Here is a 17357-nt window from a genome sequence, read left to right as displayed (position 1 = left end):
TCGTGATCGGCGTCCTCCTCGCGGCCCTCGTGCTCGCCGTCGCGGTGCCGGCCGTCAACATGTTCGCGCTCCTGCTGCTCCTGCTCTCGGGTCCGATCGAGCGCCTGGTGCACCGCGGGCGCCCCGGGGGACGCGCGGCCCACCGCCGGACGGAGCGCGGGCTCGACCGGCTCGTCAACTTCTCGGACGCGACCGCCGCCATCGCCATCACCGTCCTCGTCCTGCCGCTGGTGCAGCTGGCTCCCGAGGTCGCCCGGGAGGGCGGCGGAGTCCCGGCGCTGCTCGCGGAGCACCTGGACTCGGTCCTCGCCTTCGCGCTCTCCTTCGCGGTCATCGCCGTCTTCTGGATCCCCCACCACCGCGTCTTCGAGATCGCCGGGGACTACGACGGCGCCCTGGTATGGCTGGACCTGCTCTGGCTGGCCGCGCTGGCGTTCTTCCCGTTCTCGACGAGCGCGCTGGCGCTGTTCCCGGACTCCCGGGCGACGATCGGGCTCTACATCGGCACGATGGCCGCGATGAGCGGGGCGCTGGTCCTGATCGAGCTGCGCCTCTCCCGGCACCCGGAGCTCAGGCGGCCCGGCGCAGGGCCCCTGCCGCTCGCGCCCGCCCTGCTGCCCTTCGCGCTGCTCCTCGTCGCACTGGCGCTGGCGCTGCTGGTCCCGTCGGTCGGGCTCTGGTGGCTGCTTCTGCTCCTTCTGCAGCGGCCCGTCCGGGCACTGCTCGCGCGGCGCTGATCCTCAAGCCCCGGGCGTCCAGCCCAGCTGAGGGGCGATGCGCTCGGCGACGGCGCGCAGGATGCGCCGGTGCGACTCCACCCCGCCGACCGCCGGGAGCGTCACCGTGAGCGCGTCCGCCTCCGCGAGCGCCGGATCCGCGGCGAGCGATGCGACGATCCGCTCCGGGCTCCCGACGTGGAGGGGGCTGAAGCGCATCGGGGCGGCGATGATCGACCGGTCGGCCGTGCGGGGGCGGCCCTCGTCGTCCATCCGCGCGAGGTAGCCCTCGATGAAGGGGCGGTGCGCCTCCTCGTCGGCGGCGTCGAGCAGCGGCAGCACGATCCGGCCCGCCGTCACCCTCGACGTGCGCCCCGGGTGCGCTGCGGCGAAGGCCTCGCGGTAGGCGCGGATCTGCACCGCCTGCTGCTCGGCGAACGGCAGGCCCGTCTCCTCCGTGTTGAGCGTGGACACCTGCATGTGCATGCCCTGCTCGCCTGCCCGGACCGCGGAGGACACCGTTCCCGCCCCGTACCAGAGCCGGTCGGCGAGGCCGGGCGCGTGCGGCTGCTGGACGAGCGGAGCGCCGACCGGGACCGACATCAGGGCCGACTCCGCGACGCCGAGCACGGCGCCCGAGAGCGCCTCGCGGAGTCGCGCGATGCGCTCCTGCGCCTCCTCGCGGAAGTCGCGCTCGGCCTGCCCGAACACCCCGTCGAAGACGGAGGAGAGATGCGCGAAGCCGCTGCTGACGCCGAGGTCGAGGCGTCCGCCCGAGAGCAGGTCCACGGTCGCGGCGTCCTCGGCGAGGCGCACGGGCGACTCGTAGCGGGCGCCGATGACCGCGGTACCGAGGCGGAGGCGGCGGGTCCGCTGGGAGGCGGCCGCGAAGAAGGTCATCGGAGACGCGAGGTAGCGCTCGAAGTGCCGCACGCGGACCCAGCCGGTGCCGTAGCCGAGCTCCTCGGCGAGCTCGAGCAGGGCCAGCCCGTCCTCGAGGCTCCGCGCGGCGTCGCCGGGCCGCTCGGGGCCCTCCGGGTACGGCACGAAGGTCAGCAGGTCGAGTCCGAGGCGGCGGGTCACGCTGCGACGCTACTCCGGCCAGACCCGCCCCGACGACGGAACGGACGGCGCCGCCCGCCGGAGCAGGGGCACCGTCCGTTCCGACGGTGGTGCGGGGAGGACGGGCGCTAGAGCGCCGCGTAGACCTCGCGGAGCAGGGCGGCCGTCTCGGACGGCGTCTTGCCGACCTTCACGCCCGCGGCCTCGAGGGCCTCCTTCTTGGCCTGCGCGGTCCCGGCCGAGCCGGAGACGATGGCGCCGGCATGGCCCATCGTCTTGCCCTCGGGGGCGGTGAAGCCCGCGACGTAGCCGACGACGGGCTTCGTGACGTTCGCCTTGATGAAGTCCGCGGCGCGCTCCTCGGCGTCGCCGCCGATCTCGCCGATCATCACGATCGCCTTCGTCTCGGGGTCGGCCTCGAACGCGGCGAGCGCGTCGATGTGGGTCGTGCCGATGATCGGGTCGCCGCCGATGCCGATGGCGGTCGAGAAGCCCAGGTCGCGCAGCTCGTACATCATCTGGTAGGTCAGGGTGCCCGACTTCGAGACGAGGCCGATCGGGCCCTTGCCGGTGATCGTCGCGGGGGTGATGCCCACGAGCGACTCGCCCGGCGTGATGATGCCGGGGCAGTTGGGGCCGATGATCCGCGTCTTGTTCCCCTTCTCCTGCGCGTACGCCCAGAACTCCGCGGAGTCCTGCACCGGTATGCCCTCGGTGATGACGACGAGGAGGCCGATCTCGGCGTCGATCGCCTCGATGACGGCGTCCTTCGAGAAGGCGGGCGGCACGAACGCGATGGAGACGTCGGCGCCGGTGGCCTCCATCGCCTCCTTCACGGTGCCGAAGACGGGGAGCTCGACGTCGCCGTGGGTGACGGTCGTGCCGGCCTTGCGGGCGTTGACGCCGCCGACCACGTTCGTGCCGGCCTTGAGCATCAGCGCGGTGTGCTTGGTGCCCTCGCCGCCGGTGATGCCCTGGACGATGACCTTGGAGTCCTTGGTGAGGAAGATCGACATGCTTGTTCTCTGATTCCTTGAGTCGTCGGGTCCGTTACGCGGCGGCGAGTTCGGCGGCCTTGTCGGCGCCCTCGTCCATGGTCGCGGCGAGCGTGATGAGCGGGTTGGCGGCGGCCTGGAGGATCGCGCGGCCCTCCTCGACCTTGTTGCCGTCGAGGCGGACGACGAGCGGCTTCGTGGCCGAGTCGCCGAGGATCTCGAGCGCCTGGAGGATGCCGTTGGCGACCGCGTCGCACGCAGTGATGCCGCCGAAGACGTTGACGAAGACGCTCTTGACCTGCTCGTCGCCGAGGATCACGTCGAGGCCGTTCGCCATCACCTGGGCGGAGGCTCCGCCGCCGATGTCGAGGAAGTTGGCCGGCTTCACGCCGTTGTGCCTCTCTCCGGCGTAGGCGACGACGTCGAGCGTCGACATGACCAGGCCCGCGCCGTTGCCGATGATGCCGACCTCGCCGTCGAGCTTCACGTAGTTGAGGTCGTTCTCCTTGGCCTTCGCCTCGAGCGGGTCGGCGGCGTCCTTGTCCTCGAGCGCGGCGTGGTCCGCGTGGCGGAAGCCGGCGTTCTCGTCGAGCGAGACCTTGCCGTCGAGCGCGACGATGTCGCCCTCCTCGGTGAGCACGAGCGGGTTCACCTCGACGAGCGTGGCGTCCTCGCCGGTGTAGACGTCGTAGAGCTTCACCAGGACGGGCGCGACCTTGGCGATCAGCTCCTCCGGGAACTTCGCCGCGCGGGCGATCTCCTCGGCCTTGGCCTGGTCGATGCCCTGGCCGGGGACGACCTCGACGCGCGCGAGGGCGTCGGGGCGCTCGACGGCGAGCTGCTCGATCTCCATGCCGCCCTCGTAGGAGGTGAGCGAGAGGTAGGAGCGGTTGGCCCGGTCCAGCAGCACCGAGAAGTAGAACTCGCGGTCGATGCGCGCACCGCCGGCGACCATGACGCGCTTGACGACGTGGCCCTTGATATCGAGGCCGAGGATCGACTGCGCCGCGGCGAACGCGTCCTCGGGGGTCTTCGCGACCTTCACGCCGCCCGCCTTGCCGCGGCCGCCGATCTTGACCTGCGCCTTGACGACGGTGACGCCGCCCAGCTTCTCCGCCGCGGCGCGCACCTCCTCCGGCGTGTCGGCGACGATGCCCGGGAGCACGGGGACGCCGTACTTCTCGAACAGATCACGGGCCTGGTATTCGAAGAGATCCACGCTGCATTCCCATTCCGCGCCGAGCGCGCTTGCGTTTCGAGTTCGAGGTGGCCCGGACGACGCCGGAGTCTCGGCACTGTCCCTGGGCCGCGCCGAGTCTACTCCGCACCCGCCGGGGGCTTCCCGTGCGGTCGCTCCGCGCCCGCCGGACGCCCGCCGGGGGCACCGGCTCCTCCTCCGCCGGCCGCTCCCGCGTAGCGTGGAGCCATGTCGTCGGCCTCCCGCACCCCGGACGTCTTCCGCGAGGGCGTGTTCCTGCTGGCGGGCGCGCGCGCGATCCTCCTCCAGATCGCGCACCCGGCGGTCGGGCAGGGCGTCGCCGACCACTCCGACTTCGTGCACCGGGCCGTGAACCGCCTGCACGGGACGCTCTCCTACCTCTACGTCCTGCACTACGGCACTCCCGAGGACGTGCGCGCCGTCCGCCGCCGCGTGAACAGGGCGCACGTGCCCGTGCGCGGCCCCGGCTACACGGCCTTCGACCCGGAGCTGCAGCGCTGGGTCGCGGCGACGCTCACCCAGTCGATGCTGCAGCTCTACGAGGGCGCCTTCGGTGCGCTGAGCGAGGAGGAGGCGGACGACATCGTGCGCCGCTCCGTCGTCGTCGGTGCGGCCCTGCAGATGCCCGCGGACCTCTGGCCCGACTCCCGCACCGCGTTCGACGCCTACTGGGAGCGGGAGCTGGAGCGCCTCGAGGTCACGCCCGCGGCCCGCCGCGTCGCCCACGACCTGCTGGGCCCGAGCATCGCCGCCTGGTACCTGCGCCCGCTCGGCCCCTACCTCCGCCTGATCACCGCCGGCCTGCTCCCGGCTGCGCTCCGCGAGCCCTTCGGCTTCCACTGGACCGCACGGCAGGAGGCGCGGTTCGAGCAGGCGCTCTCGCGCACCTTCGCCGTCTACCGCCTGCTGCCCGCGATCGTGAGGACGGCGCCCAGCCGCTACTACCTCGCCCGGGTCCGACGCGACGCTCAGAAGCCGGCCACGACCTCCCAGCCCGCGTAGGCGGCGAGCTCCAGCCCGAGCGCCTGCGCGGCCGCGCGCGCCTCGTCGATCCCGCGCTCGTCGCGCACGTCGACGGTGACCGGCACGCTGTCGCCGAACCCCGCGATCTCGACCCGCGCGCTCGTCGGGCCGCTGTAGAGCGGAACGTGCGCGTCCGCAGTCCGCGCGCCGACCACTCGCGAGCCGGTCGCCTCCGCGATCACCGCGAGGGCGAACGGAGCCGTCACCACCGCATCCGTGTAGAGCGACGCCTCGCCGCGCATCGCGCCTCCCGTCGTCCGACCCGCGGGACCGGGCCGCAGCAGTCCGACTGTAGGCAGCCGCCCGCGCCTCCCGCACCCCCTTCCGCTCGGCGCCGGGATGCGAACTCCCCGCCCGTCCGTGCTGAACATCCGGTGCGGATCGCTCGACGCGGCCGCCCGGCGGATCTACGGTGAAGCACCCGGCATCCGCCGCGGCGGTCAACGACGACTGGAGCCTTGATGAGCATCACCGAACCCCGCACGGCCGAGGCCCCCGCCGCTCCCCCGCCCGCCGCCGGCTTCGGCACCCTCTCCGTCGCGGCCATCCTGGCGGAGGCGGCGCGGCGCACCCCCGACACGATCGCCGTCCGCGTCGGCGAGCAGGCCGTCGACTACACGACCCTCTGGCGGCAGACCCGTGCCTACGCCGGAGCCCTGCGCGCCCAGGGAATCGGACCGGGCGACCGCGTGGCCCTGCTCGTCCCGAACGTCCCCGACTTCCCCCGCGGCTACTTCGCCGTCCTCGCGCTCGGCGCCGTGGTGGTCCCCGTGCACGCCCTGCTCAAGCACGACGAGATCGCCTACGTCCTGCGCGACTCCGGAGCCGTCGCGCTCGTGTGCGCCGCTCCGCTGCTCGCCGAGGGGGCCGCCGGAGCGGACCTCGCCGACGTTCCCGTGCTGAGCGTGATGGTGCCCGACGGCACCGCCTCGCCCCTCCCGCGCCTGGAGGACCTCGCCGCGGAGGCGACCCCGATCGACGGCTACGTGCCCCGCTCCCCCTCCGACACGGCGACGATCCTCTACACCAGCGGCACCACCGGCCGCCCGAAGGGGGCGGAGGGGACGCACTTCGCGATCGTCTCGCAGTCGGACGTGCTGCTGATGAACACGTTCGACCTGCACCGCGGCGACGTGGTGCTCGGGGCGCTGCCGCTCTTCCACACCTTCGGGCAGGTCTGCGCGATGAACACGGCCTTCCGCACCGCCGCGACGGTCGTCCTGGTGCCGAAGTTCGACGGCGACGCCGCGCTCGAGGCGATGATCGCCCACGGCTGCACGGTCTTCGAGGGCGTGCCCACGATGTACGTCGCCCTGCTCGACGCCGCGACCCGGCGCGAGGACCGGCCGCCGCTGCGCTACGCGGTCTCGGGAGGCGCCGCCCTGCCCGTCGCCGTGATCGAGCGCTTCCGCGAGGTGTTCGGCGTCGAGATCTACGAGGGCTACGGGCTCACCGAGACCTCCCCGGTCGCCACCTTCAACCACGTCGGAGTCCCGCCGCGGCCGGGCACGGTCGGCACGCCGATCTGGGGCGTCGAGGTCGAGGTCGCCCGCCCCGACGTGACCGACCGCGTCGAGCTGCTCCCCCGGGGCGAGCTCGGCGAGATCGTGGTGCGCGGGCACAACCTGATGAAGGGGTACCTCGGCAACCCGGCGGCGACCGCGGAGGCGGTGATCGACGGCTGGTTCCGCACCGGCGACCTGGGCACGAAGGACGAGGAGGACTACATCCGCATCCTCGACCGCACGAAGGACATGATCATCCGCAACGGCTACAACGTGTACCCGCGCGAGGTCGAGGAGGTGCTGATCGGGCACCCGGCCGTGCAGAACGCGGCGGTCTTCGGGATCCCGGACGAGCGCCACGGCCAGGAGGTGATGGCCGCGGTGATCCTCGCCCCGTCGGCGACCGCCACCGCGGAGGAGCTGATCGCCTACGCGAACGAGCATCTCGCCGCCTTCAAGTTCCCCCGCCGCGTCGAGTTCGTCGACGCCCTTCCGCTCGGGCCCAGCGGCAAGATCCTCAAGCGGGAGCTCGTCGCGCGCTACGCCGGCTGACCCCTTCCGCGAGATGCCACTCGGGTGAGCCCGCCACGGCGTGCCTCCCACTCGAGTGGAATCTCGCGGACGGCGACCAGAGGGCACACGGGAAGGGACGGACGTCAGCCGAGCAGGGACCAGACGGTCCCGGCGAGGACGGTGCCGACGGCGGCGCCCGCGAGGACCTGGGCGGGGGTGTGCGCGCCGAGGCGCACCCGCGACCAGAGCACCCAGAGGACGATGGGCACGCTGATCAGCAGGGAGAGCGGTCCGTAGGCGATCAGCACGACGACGGCGCAGGTGGCGACCACCGCCGCGTGCCCGGACAGCTTCCAGACCAGGTTGACCACGCCGACGGCGAGCACCACGGCCACCGTCACCACGCCGAACGTGGTCACCGCGGCAGGAGCGCCGAGCACGGCGAGCAGTACCAGGCCGGCCGCTATCGACACCAGCGCCAGCGCGATCGGCAGCGCCCGCTCGCGCCGGTCGGGGACGTGATGGTCGCCGTGGATCCGGCCGGTGCGCATCAGCAGGCGGATGACGAGGTAGGGCACCACCCCGACGAAGAGAGCTGCGAGCGCTCCCCAGGCGACACCGAGCAGGGGCGGATCCGCGACGCGCGCGCCGACCACGACCGGCACGAGCACCGCGAGGACCGCCGGGGAGAACGCCTCCGTCGCGAGCCGCGCGGCCGCCGATCCGGCCGCCACCGGACTAGATCTTCTCGATCGGCGCGACCTTGATCAGCAGCTTCTTCGCGCCCACCTGGTCGAAGAGCACGTGTGCGACGCGCTTCGAGCCCTCGCCCGTCACCGCGTTCACGCGCCCCTCACCGAAGTCGGTGTGCCGGATGCGGTCGCCCGCGATCAGCTCGAGGTCGCCGTTGTCGCGCACCATGCCGGTGATCCGGTTCGGGAACTCGCCCTTGGCCTTCGGCGCCGCGGCAAGCGCCTCCCGGAACTCGGTGTTCGATCGCGACTTGCCGAAGCCGGGCCGCTGAGCGTTCAGGGCCCGGGGCTGCGTACCGCCGCGCGAGGTCGCCGCGCCGGGCGACTGGCGCCACTGGATCAGCTCTCCCGGGATCTCCTGCAGGAACCGGCTCGGCATCGCGACCGACGTCTCGCCGTACTGCGCGCGGGTCATCGCGAGCGAGAGGTAGAGGCGCTTGCGGGCCCGGGTGATCCCCACGTAGAACAGCCGCCGCTCCTCGGCCGGGCCGCCGGGCTCGTTCGCCGAGATGCGGTGCGGGAGCAGGTCCTCCTCGATGCCGGTGAGGAACACGGCGTCGTACTCGAGGCCCTTCGCCGTGTGCAGCGTCATCAGCGAGACGGTGCCGGAGTCGTCGTCGAGGTCGTCGGCCGCGGCGACCAGCGAGACCTCGGTGAGGAAGTCCACGAGCCCGCCGTCCGGGTTGTTGCGCGCGAACTCCTTGGTGACGGCGATGAGCTCGTCGACGTTCTCGGCGCGGGCCTCGTCCTGCGGGTCGCGGCTGGCGCGGAGCATGTCGAGGTAGCCGCTGCGGGTGAGGAGCGCCGTCAGCACCTCGTGCACCTTCGCCTCGCCGCCCTCCCGCGCGGGATCGAGCATCAGCGCGCACTCGTCGAGGAGGGTCGCGAGGTCGACGATCGCCTTCGTCACCTTCGGGCCCATCCCGAGTGAGCCGGCGTTGCGCATCGCCTCGCGCAGGGTCACCGCGTTGGTGTCGGCGAACGACTGCAGCTGCGCCTCCGTCGCGGGGCCGATGCCCCGCTTCGGAGTGTTCATGATGCGCCGCAGCGCCAGCACGTCGGCCGGGTTCGCCACCGTGATCAGGTACGCCAGGGCGTCCTTGATCTCGGCGCGCTCGTAGAACTTCGTGCCGCCCAGGATCCGGTAGGGCAGCGCGGAGCGGATGAAGATCTCCTCCAGCGCGCGGGTCTGCGCGTTGGTGCGGTAGAAGACCGCGATCTCGTCGTAGCCCGTGCCCGCCGCGTGCAGGCGGGCGATCTCGTCGACCACGAACTGCGCCTCGTCGTGACCCGAGTAACCGGTGTAGCCGACGATCTTCTCCCCGTCGCCGCTGGAGGACCAGAGGTTCTTCGCGCGACGGTCGAAGTTGTTCGAGATGACGGCGTTGGCCGCCGAGAGGATGTTCTGCGTCGAGCGGTAGTTCTGCTCGAGCAAGATCACGCGGCAGCCCGGGAAGTCGCGCTCGAACTCGACGATGTTGCGGATGTCGGCGCCGCGGAACGCGTAGATGGACTGGTCCGAGTCGCCGACGACGGTGAGCGAGGCCCCCGGGATGGAGCCGTCGGCCGTGACCGGTCCGCGGTAGGGGCGGTCGAACTGCGCCGCGGCCATCGTCGCCGGCGGCACGGGCCGGGTCAGCTCGTGGATCAGCGAGTACTGGGCGTGGTTCGTGTCCTGGTACTCGTCGACCAGCACGTGGCGGAAGCGCCGCTGGTACTTCGCGGCGACGTGCGGGAAGGCGCGGAAGAGGTAGACGGTCTGCGCGATCAGGTCGTCGAAGTCGAACGCGTTCGCCCCCTCGAGCGCCCGCGAGTAGGCCCGGAAGACCTGGAGGAACATCTCCTCGTTCGGGTCGCTGAGGTTCGCGGTGCGGGCGTAGGAGTCGACGTCGGCGAGCTCGTTCTTGAGCTTGGAGATCTTCGCGGAGGCGCTCGCGACGGTGATCCCGAGCGAGTCGGCCTCGAGGTCCTTCACGATGCGCTTGAGCAGGGCGCGCTGATCGCCCGAGTCGTAGATCGTGAACGACTTGGTCATGCCGAAGTTCTCGGCCTCGCGGCGCAGGATCCGTACGCACGCGGAGTGGAAGGTCGAGATCCACATCCCCTCGGCGCTCTGCCCCACCAGCTTCTCGACGCGCTCGCGCATCTCGGCCGCGGCCTTGTTGGTGAACGTGATCGCGAGGATCTGGCTCGGCCAGGCCTCGCCGTTGCCCAGGAGGCTCGCGATGCGCCGGGTGAGGACGCTGGTCTTGCCCGAGCCCGCACCCGCGACGATGAGCAGCGCGTCTCCGCGGTACTCGACCGCCTCGCGCTGCTGGGGGTTCAGCCCCGCGACGAGCTGCTCGTGCGCCGGGTCGGTGCGGGGCGCGTCCCCGGGGCCGCCGGGGGGACCGACGATGACCGGGGTGGCGCGGGAGTCGCTCGGATCGAAGAGGAAGCTCATGTCCCTCCGAGTGTAGATCGCCCCTCCGACACCGGGAGCGGTCAGGCGGTCCGCTGACGCGGCGCGGGCGAGGTGAGCGCCCCACCGACGTCCAGTCCGCGCCACGCGAGGGAGAAGCCGAGCACGGCGAGCGCCGACGTCGACACCGCCAGGAGCTGTAGGAGCGCGAAGGCGGTGAGGTCCTTCGTGTCGTCGGGGTAGTACTGGATGCCCTGGACGGCGAGAGCCGCGAGCAGCACCACCACGATCACCGAGCACACCAGGAGCAGCCGGTGCACCCCGCGCCGCGCGGGCCTCTTCGGCGCTCGGCCCACCTGGGCCCTGGTGGTCAGCCACGCGCAGGCGGCGGAGGCGGAGGCGAGCGCGACGAGGTCGGCCCCGAGGACGTCGCTCGCCCGGTGCCAGGAGGCGGCCATCGTCAGGTTGCCGACCAGCACCACGACCGCGCCGCCCAGCGCGAGCACGACGGTCCGCGCGCGCCCGGGGACGACCATCGCCAGGGCGAAGACCACCGAGACGGCCGCCGCGGTGTGCCCACTCGGGAAGCTGCCGCCGGTGTACCAGGAGTCGGTGTCGACCAGCTCGGGCCGCTCGAGGACCACGTTCTTGAGCAGCTGGGTGAGCCCGGCCGTGACGACGATCGAGCCGACGGAGGCGACGGCGAGCGCCGGGCGCCTCCGGATCAGCGCGATCGCCGCGACGAGCAGGGCGCCGACGACCATGGAGAGCGGGGTGACGTCCGCGAGCGCCCCCGCGGCGGCGCCGGTGGCGCGGCCGAAGACGAGGTCGGCGCCCCGGAGCCCCGAGTTCTCGACGCCCTGGCCCTGAGGGGTGAGCACGGCGAGCCAGTAGACGACGGCGACGCCGATCACGGCGAGGACGGCGGTGGTGATCCAGCGGCGGGTGATGCGCTCTCGGGTGGACACGGGGCCTCCTCTCGAGGGTCGGGCGGGCGGTGGTGAGCCGATGATGCCAGCGCAGCCTCCGCGTCCGCTCGGCACGCGCCGGACGAGCACCCGATCGGCGGACCGGTCAGCCGCGGAGCAGGCGCTCCTGCTCGGCCGCCCGCGCCTCGATCGCCAGATCCGGCTGGTCGGCGAAGACGCCGTCCACTCCCGAGCGGAGGATCATCGCGAACTCCTCCTGCCAGCCGCCGTACCCCGCCGGGTCCTTCCCGCGGCGGTGCACCTTCTCGAGGAACCGGTTCTCGGCGCGCAGCGTCCAGCAGTAGACCTCGAGCCCGGCCGCGTGAGCGTCCTCGACGAGCGGACCGGTCCCCGTCGCCCGGCCGGCCGCGTCCCGCGAGAAGAGCATGCTCTTGTCGACGCTGATCCCGTCGACGGCTCCGGCGAGGTTCCGCAGTCCCGCCGGCGTGGTGAAGGCGGAGTAGGGGGCCGCGTCGGCGCCGTGGGCGGCCACGAGGTCGGGCGGGGCGCCGCGCGACTCGAGCAGGTAGATCCGGCGGGTGCCGACTCCGCTCACCGCGAGCCGCTCCAGCACGGTCTTCTCGAAGCTCTCGATCGTGAGCCGCGGGTCGCGCGGACCCCAGCCCGCGGCGGCGAGCTCCTCGCGCAGCAGCACGTCCAGCGGCAGCCCGATCCCGGCGAAGTACGTCGCGTGCTTGATCTCGGCGACGAGCCCCGGCGGAGCGAGCGGATCGTCCTCCGCCGCCCGGTCCAGCAGCGCCAGCAGCTCGCTGAAGCGCAGCAGCGGGAACTGGCCGTCGAACGTGGCGCTGGAGCCGCGCACCGCCGGCAGCCGCTCGCGGGCCCGCAGCTCCGACAGCTCGTCCCAGGTGAAGTCCTCGGTGAACCAGCCGGTGATCTCGCGGCCGTCGATCCGCTTGGTGGTGCGGCGCGCAGCGAACTCCGGGCGCTTCTCGACGTCCGTCGTGCCGGAGATCTCGTTCTCGTGGCGGAGGACGAGCACGCCGTCGCGGGTCGCCACCAGATCGGGCTCGAGCGCATCGGCGCCCAGCGCGATCGCCAGCTCATAGGCGGAGCGGGTGTGCTCCGGTCGGTAGCCGCTCGCTCCGCGGTGGCCGATGACGAGCGGTGACTGACGCGCGGGCATGCCGCGATCCTACGGGCGGCACTGCGCGGCACGCAGCGGAGTCGAGGTCCGCTCGAAGAGAACAGCCAGACTCTGAGAGGTGCTCTCAGATATGGTGGTGTCCATCGTCGCAGTCCTCTCGGATCCGCGGCGCACCCCGCACCCACAGCGACTCAGATCCGCGAGTTCCCTCGGAGACCAGCGCACCTGAGAGAAGAGGAACCATGGCAAGCAACAATCCGGCCTTCGGACGCCCGGAGTTCAGCAACCGCGGCTACGCCGGCCGCGTGCAGGACCTCCCGGACGTCTCCCCCGGCACGCTCGACCAGATGTACTCCCGTCCGGCCGCCGGCTCCGTCGAGACCGACCGGATGACCGTCGAGGACACCCTCGCCAAGACCGCCCTCGCCTTCGTCGTGCTCCTCGCGGGTGCGGCCGTCGGCTGGTTCGTCCCGGGCCTGATGCTCCCCGCCGTGCTCGTCGCGCTGGTGCTGGGCATCGTCAACGCCTTCAAGAAGCAGCCGTCGCCCGCCCTGATCCTCGGCTACGCCGCGACCCAGGGCATCGCGGTCGGCGCGATCTCGAAGTTCTTCGAGAGCGCGTACGCCGGAGCGGTCGTCCAGGCCCTCATGGCGACCGTCATCGTGATCGGCGTCACCCTGGCGCTGTTCATGAACGGCAAGATCCGCACCTCGCCGAAGCTCAACAAGATCTTCTTCATCGGCATGATCAGCTACGCGGTGTTCTCGCTGGTGAACCTGGGCCTCGGCCTCTTCGGCGTCGGCGGCGGCTTCGGTCTCCGCACCGGCTTCATCGGCATCGTGATCGGCCTCATCGCCGTCGCGCTCGCCACGTACTCGCTCGTGATGGACTTCGAGTTCATCCAGCAGGGCGTGCGCAACCGCCTCCCCCGCATCTACGGCTGGACCGGCGCCTACGGCATCCTGGTCACCGTCGTCTGGATGTATGTGGAGATCCTGCGCCTCGTCGCGATCTTCCGCGAGTAGCACGGCGCACCACGTCCGACGGGCGCTCGACCTCCGGGTCGGGCGCCCGTCGTCGTTCCCGGCCCCAGCGTCGTTCCCGGTGCACTGCCGGGAGCGCCTGGCACGATGGAGGGATGAGCGCCGCAGACTCCCGGATCGTCGGCCTCGACGTCGCTCGCGGCCTGGCCGTCCTCGGCATGTTCGCCGCCCACCTCGCCCCGGTCGAGAGCGAGATGCTCTGGAACGGCCGCAGCTCCGTCCTCTTCGCCGTGCTGGCGGGAGTGTCGATCGGGCTGATGACGGGCGGATCACAGCGCTCCTCGCGGCCCTGGCACGACACGGGATCGATCCTGCTCCGCGGGCTGTACCTGCTCGTCATCGGCGTCGCCCTCACCCTGCTCGGGACGCCGATCGCGGTGATTCTGCCGCACTACGGGGTGATGTTCCTCGTCGCGGCGCTGCTGCTCTTCCTGCCGCGGGCGGTCCTCGCCGTGCTGGTCGCGGTCGCGGCGATCGCCGGGCCCCTCGCGGTCGACGCGCTGACGAGCGCCGGCGGCTCCTGGCTCTCGACCCTGTCGCCCGACGAGGCGCTCCTGGCCGCGCAGCCCCTCATCTGGCTCACCCAGTACTACCCGGTGCCGTCGTGGCTGGCGTACGTGGTGCTCGGCCTCCTGATCGCGCGCTGCGACGTCCGGTCCGCGACCACCCAGCGCTGGGTCGTCGTCGGCGGCGCCGTCTCGGCCGTGCTCGGCTACGGCGGCGGGCTGCTGCTCGGGGGTCCGGAGGCGGTGGAGGCGCACGCCAGCACCACCGCCGAGCTCCTCGGGGCGGGCGGGGTCGCCTGCGTGGTCCTCGGCGCGCTGACGGCTCTGCTGCAGCGGCTGCCGCTCCTGGCACGGGCGGCGACTCCGATCGCGGCCGTCGGTGCGATGCCGCTGACGATCTACTCGCTGCAGCTCGTGGCGCTGGCGGTGTACCTGGTCCCGTACGAGCCGTTCGACTTCGAGGCGTGGCGCAGCTGGACGCTGCTCGGCGTCTTCGTGGTCGGCTCGATCGTCGCCGCTCTCCTCTGGAGGCGGCTCGTGGGGCAGGGCCCGCTGGAGTGGCTGCTCGCGCGCGCGTCGCTGCGACCTCGGGGTCCACGCGCGGCGCTGGGTTAGGGTGGCCGGATGATCACGCGTCGCGAGGCCGCTCAGCGCCTCGACATCCCCCTCGAGATGGCGACGCGGCACGGCATCCCCACCCGTCTGTCGGAGGAGGAGCTCGCCGCCCTCGAGCAGGATCCGCCCGCCTGGCTCGTCCAGTCGCGCGCGAACCGCACCGGCAGGCGTCCCGTGTGGGTGACCCTCGACTGCGCCGTCTGCGGCCGCTCCGAGGCCGCCCGCCCGAAGAAGTGGTGGCCCGAGTTCACGTTCCTCGTCTGCGAGGACCACTCCCCCGCCTCCTGGCCGCACCACCCCGAGGGCCACCGCCGCGACGAGTACGACGGCATCGGCACCCGCTTCATCGGCGTGCTCGACACCCCCGCCTGACCCGCGCTCGCGAGCCTGCCGCCTCCGCCTGCACCACGGCCCCCGGACCAGCGCAGACCCGCGTTCCCCGACCACCCGGCAGAAGCCCGCCTCTCGATCGGCACCCCCGGAACGTCCCCGCAGGGCCTCGAACCCCTGACCGCCACTCGGTATGCCTCGCCAGGCACCGGTCACCCCTCACCGATCCCCCGGCCGCACCGCGGCCACCCGTTCCCTGAACAGCCACCTGAGCTCGTTCCCCGACCTGCACCCAGGAACGGCCCCGCAGGGGCTCGTTCCCCTCTACCTGCACCCAGGAACGGCCCCGCAGGGGCTCGTTCCGCACCCGCTCCCCTCAACAAGAAACGGCCCCCTTCGAAGGGAGCCGTTCCTGACGTTCCGCGGGTCTCCGCGCGGTCAGCTGCAAGGCGGAGAAGGGCGCGATACCGGAGGTATCGCAACGGCCGACAACGCCGCAGATGACCGTGCAGAGACCCGCGGAATCACTCCCACTCGATGGTGCCGGGGGGCTTGGACGTCACATCCAGCACCACCCGGTTCACGCCGCTCACCTCGTTGGTGATGCGGTTGGAGATGCGGGCGAGGAGGTCGTAGGGCAGGCGGGTCCAGTCGGCGGTCATCGCGTCTTCCGAGGAGACGGGGCGCAGGACGATGGGGTGGCCGTAGGTGCGGCCGTCGCCCTGGACTCCGACGGAGCGGACGTCGGCGAGGAGGACGACGGGGCACTGCCAGATCTCGGTGTCGAGGCCGGCGGCGGTGAGCTCGGCGCGGACGATGGCGTCGGCGTCCTGGAGGAGATCGAGCCGCTCCTGGGTGACCTCGCCGACGATGCGGATGCCGAGGCCGGGTCCGGGGAAGGGCTGGCGGCCGACGATGACCTCGGGGAGGCCGAGCTCGCGGCCGATCGCGCGGACCTCGTCCTTGAAGAGAGTGCGGAGCGGCTCGACGAGCGCGAACTGCAGGTCCTCGGGGAGTCCGCCGACGTTGTGGTGGGACTTGATGTTGGCGGTGCCGGTGCCGCCGCCGGATTCGACGACGTCGGGGTAGAGCGTGCCCTGGACGAGGAAGTCGATCGTCTCGCCCTCGCCCTGGGCTTCGAGCACGAGCGCTTCGGCGGCGGCCTCGAAGGTGCGGATGAACTCGCGGCCGATGATCTTGCGCTTCTGCTCCGGGTCGCTGACGCCGGCGAGCGCGTCGAGGAACTGCTCGCGCGCGTCGACGGTGACCAGGCGGACGCCGGTCGCGGCGACGTAGTCCTCCTCGACCTGGCGGCGCTCGTCCTTGCGGAGGAGTCCGTGGTCGACGAAGACGCAGGTGAGCTGGTCGCCGATGGCGCGGTGCACGATCGCAGCGGCGACGGCGGAGTCGACTCCGCCGGACAGGCCGCAGATGACGCGTCCGGTGCCGACCTGCTCGCGGATCACGGCGACCTGGTCGTCGATCACGTTGGAGGAGTTCCAGTCGGCCGGGATGCCCGCGGCGCGGTGGAGGAAGTTCTCGATGACGGCCTGGCCGAAGGCGGAGTGCTTGACCTCCGGGTGCCACTGCACGCCGTAGAGGCGGCGCTCGTCGTTGCCGAAGGCGGCGACCGGTGTGGAGCTCGTGGAGGCGAGGACCTCGAAGCCCTCGGGCGCCTGTGCGACCGAGTCGCCGTGGCTCATCCACACCGTCTGGTCGGCGGGCTGCTCGCCGAGGAGCACGCCACCGTCGGTCGAGAGGGCGGCGTCCGTCGCTCCGTACTCGCGCAGCCCTGTGTTGGCGACCTCGCCGCCGAGCGTCTTCGCCATCACCTGGAAGCCGTAGCAGATGCCCAGGACCGGGATCCCGAGGTCGAAGATCGCGGGGTCGAGCTGCGGGGCGCCCTCCTCGTACACGCTGGAGGGGCCGCCCGAGAGGATGATGCCGACGGGCGACTTCGCGGCGATCTCGGCGGCCGTGGCGTTGGAGGGCACGATCTCGGAGTAGACGTTCGCCTCGCGGACCCGGCGGGCGATCAGCTGCGCGTACTGCGCGCCGAAGTCGACGACGAGGACGGGCTGCGCGGCCAGGTGCGGCTGGGGAGCGGTGGGCTGCTCGCTAATGGGGGGCCTCCACGGAGTCGGTCGGGGTCTTCGGGTCGGTGCCGGCGGTCCGGCGCTCGAGGTACTGCTCGACCTCGCGGGCGATGCGGGACTCGACGAAGAAGGAGAGGGTGGGCACCACGCCGCCGAGCGCGATGAGCACGAAGCGCGTGAACGGCCAGCGCATGAGGCTCCACAGGCGGAAGTCGGCGAAGAGGTAGACGACGTAGAACCAGCCGTGCGCGATCAGGATGCCGGTGGACAGGTTCGCGCCGGTGCCGCTCGACGTGAACTCGCCTCCGGGCACCTCGTACATCGGGGCGAAGTGCAGGACGCCCTGCTGGCCGAAGGCGAACAGCTCGAGGTGGAAGACGTACTTGAGGAGCATCTCCGCGCAGAGCAGGAGCAGCATCACGCCGGTGATGATCGAGGTCACCCGGTAGAAGCGCAGCGCGCTCCGGATCGCAGGGAACTGCGCGGGCTTGGGCTCGAGGGGCAT

Annotated in this window: 16 protein-coding genes; 6 read left to right on the top strand and 10 right to left on the bottom strand. The window is 72.1% G+C overall.

What is annotated here, in order from left to right; translation table 11 throughout:
• The first annotated feature begins 2 nt into the window (after positions 1-2).
• Positions 3-737 carry a TMEM175 family protein gene (locus C5C56_RS10970; RefSeq protein WP_104261611.1) on the top strand — a complete coding sequence of 245 codons (735 nt, stop codon included), beginning with the start codon at positions 3-5 and terminating at the stop codon, positions 735-737.
• A gap of 3 nt (positions 738-740) precedes the next feature.
• Here the strand turns inward: C5C56_RS10970 and C5C56_RS10965 are convergent, their stop codons facing one another.
• The 3 genes from C5C56_RS10965 to sucC form a co-directional block, all read right to left on the bottom strand.
• Positions 741-1799, bottom strand: a complete 1059-nt coding sequence (locus C5C56_RS10965; protein WP_104319590.1) for an LLM class flavin-dependent oxidoreductase — start codon at positions 1797-1799, stop codon at positions 741-743.
• Between the two features lie 107 nt (positions 1800-1906).
• The gene (gene sucD, locus C5C56_RS10960) at positions 1907-2794 is read right to left on the bottom strand and encodes a succinate--CoA ligase subunit alpha (RefSeq protein ID WP_104224929.1); all 888 of its coding nucleotides are present in this window, start codon (positions 2792-2794) and stop codon (positions 1907-1909) included.
• A gap of 34 nt (positions 2795-2828) precedes the next feature.
• Positions 2829-3992 (bottom strand): ADP-forming succinate--CoA ligase subunit beta, encoded by a 1164-nt coding sequence (gene sucC / locus C5C56_RS10955; protein ID WP_104224928.1) that lies wholly within the window; start codon positions 3990-3992, stop codon positions 2829-2831.
• Between the two features lie 207 nt (positions 3993-4199).
• Between sucC and C5C56_RS10950 the strand changes: the two genes are divergently transcribed.
• On the top strand, positions 4200-4994 hold the full coding sequence (locus C5C56_RS10950; RefSeq protein WP_104319589.1) for an oxygenase MpaB family protein: 795 nt from the start codon (positions 4200-4202) through the stop codon (positions 4992-4994).
• Here the strand turns inward: C5C56_RS10950 and C5C56_RS10945 are convergent.
• Positions 4961-5257 carry a hypothetical protein gene (locus tag C5C56_RS10945; protein ID WP_104319588.1) on the bottom strand — a complete coding sequence of 99 codons (297 nt, stop codon included), beginning with the start codon at positions 5255-5257 and terminating at the stop codon, positions 4961-4963. The genes C5C56_RS10950 and C5C56_RS10945 overlap by 34 nt on opposite strands.
• 219 nt (positions 5258-5476) lie before the next feature.
• On the opposite strand from C5C56_RS10945, the gene C5C56_RS10940 reads away from it, so the two are divergent.
• A complete protein-coding gene (locus C5C56_RS10940) occupies positions 5477-7072 on the top strand; it encodes a long-chain fatty acid--CoA ligase (protein ID WP_104319587.1) in 1596 nt (531 codons plus the stop codon).
• 104 nt (positions 7073-7176) lie between these two features.
• Here C5C56_RS10940 and C5C56_RS10935 read toward each other — a convergent pair whose 3' ends face one another.
• The 4 genes from C5C56_RS10935 to C5C56_RS10920 all read right to left on the bottom strand — a co-directional run bounded on the left by C5C56_RS10935 (position 7177) and on the right by C5C56_RS10920 (position 12301).
• Positions 7177-7767, bottom strand: coding sequence for a phosphatase PAP2 family protein (locus C5C56_RS10935; protein WP_104267785.1), 591 nt, complete (start codon positions 7765-7767; stop codon positions 7177-7179).
• Positions 7768-7771: 4 nt separating this feature from the next.
• On the bottom strand, positions 7772-10228 hold the full coding sequence (locus C5C56_RS10930; RefSeq protein ID WP_104261607.1) for an ATP-dependent helicase: 2457 nt from the start codon (positions 10226-10228) through the stop codon (positions 7772-7774).
• Between the two features lie 41 nt (positions 10229-10269).
• Positions 10270-11154, bottom strand: coding sequence for a phosphatase PAP2 family protein (locus tag C5C56_RS10925; protein ID WP_104319586.1), 885 nt, complete (start codon positions 11152-11154; stop codon positions 10270-10272).
• 106 nt (positions 11155-11260) lie between these two features.
• Positions 11261-12301, bottom strand: a complete 1041-nt coding sequence (locus tag C5C56_RS10920) for a glycerophosphodiester phosphodiesterase family protein (protein ID WP_104319585.1) — start codon at positions 12299-12301, stop codon at positions 11261-11263.
• Between the two features lie 203 nt (positions 12302-12504).
• Here C5C56_RS10920 and C5C56_RS10915 point away from each other — a divergent pair, with 203 nt between their 5' ends.
• From C5C56_RS10915 to C5C56_RS10905, 3 genes are all read left to right on the top strand, one after another.
• Positions 12505-13287 carry a Bax inhibitor-1/YccA family protein gene (locus tag C5C56_RS10915; protein ID WP_104319584.1) on the top strand — a complete coding sequence of 261 codons (783 nt, stop codon included), beginning with the start codon at positions 12505-12507 and terminating at the stop codon, positions 13285-13287.
• A gap of 113 nt (positions 13288-13400) precedes the next feature.
• Positions 13401-14426 (top strand): DUF418 domain-containing protein, encoded by a 1026-nt coding sequence (locus tag C5C56_RS10910; RefSeq protein WP_104273405.1) that lies wholly within the window; start codon positions 13401-13403, stop codon positions 14424-14426.
• Between the two features lie 9 nt (positions 14427-14435).
• A complete protein-coding gene (locus tag C5C56_RS10905) occupies positions 14436-14798 on the top strand; it encodes a DUF5997 family protein (protein ID WP_104224739.1) in 363 nt (120 codons plus the stop codon).
• Between the two features lie 482 nt (positions 14799-15280).
• Here the strand turns inward: C5C56_RS10905 and guaA are convergent, their stop codons facing one another.
• On the bottom strand, positions 15281-16846 hold the full coding sequence (gene guaA / locus C5C56_RS10900; protein ID WP_104224738.1) for a glutamine-hydrolyzing GMP synthase: 1566 nt from the start codon (positions 16844-16846) through the stop codon (positions 15281-15283).
• A gap of 28 nt (positions 16847-16874) precedes the next feature.
• On the bottom strand, positions 16875-17357 hold the full coding sequence (locus C5C56_RS10895) for a DUF3817 domain-containing protein (protein WP_104224737.1): 483 nt from the start codon (positions 17355-17357) through the stop codon (positions 16875-16877).

The organism is Rathayibacter sp. AY1D1 (assembly GCF_002932635.1).
Taxonomy (GTDB): Bacteria; Actinomycetota; Actinomycetes; order Actinomycetales; family Microbacteriaceae; genus Rathayibacter.
Note: the sequence above shows the minus strand (reverse complement) of the source record. Positions and strands in the feature narration are given on the sequence as shown.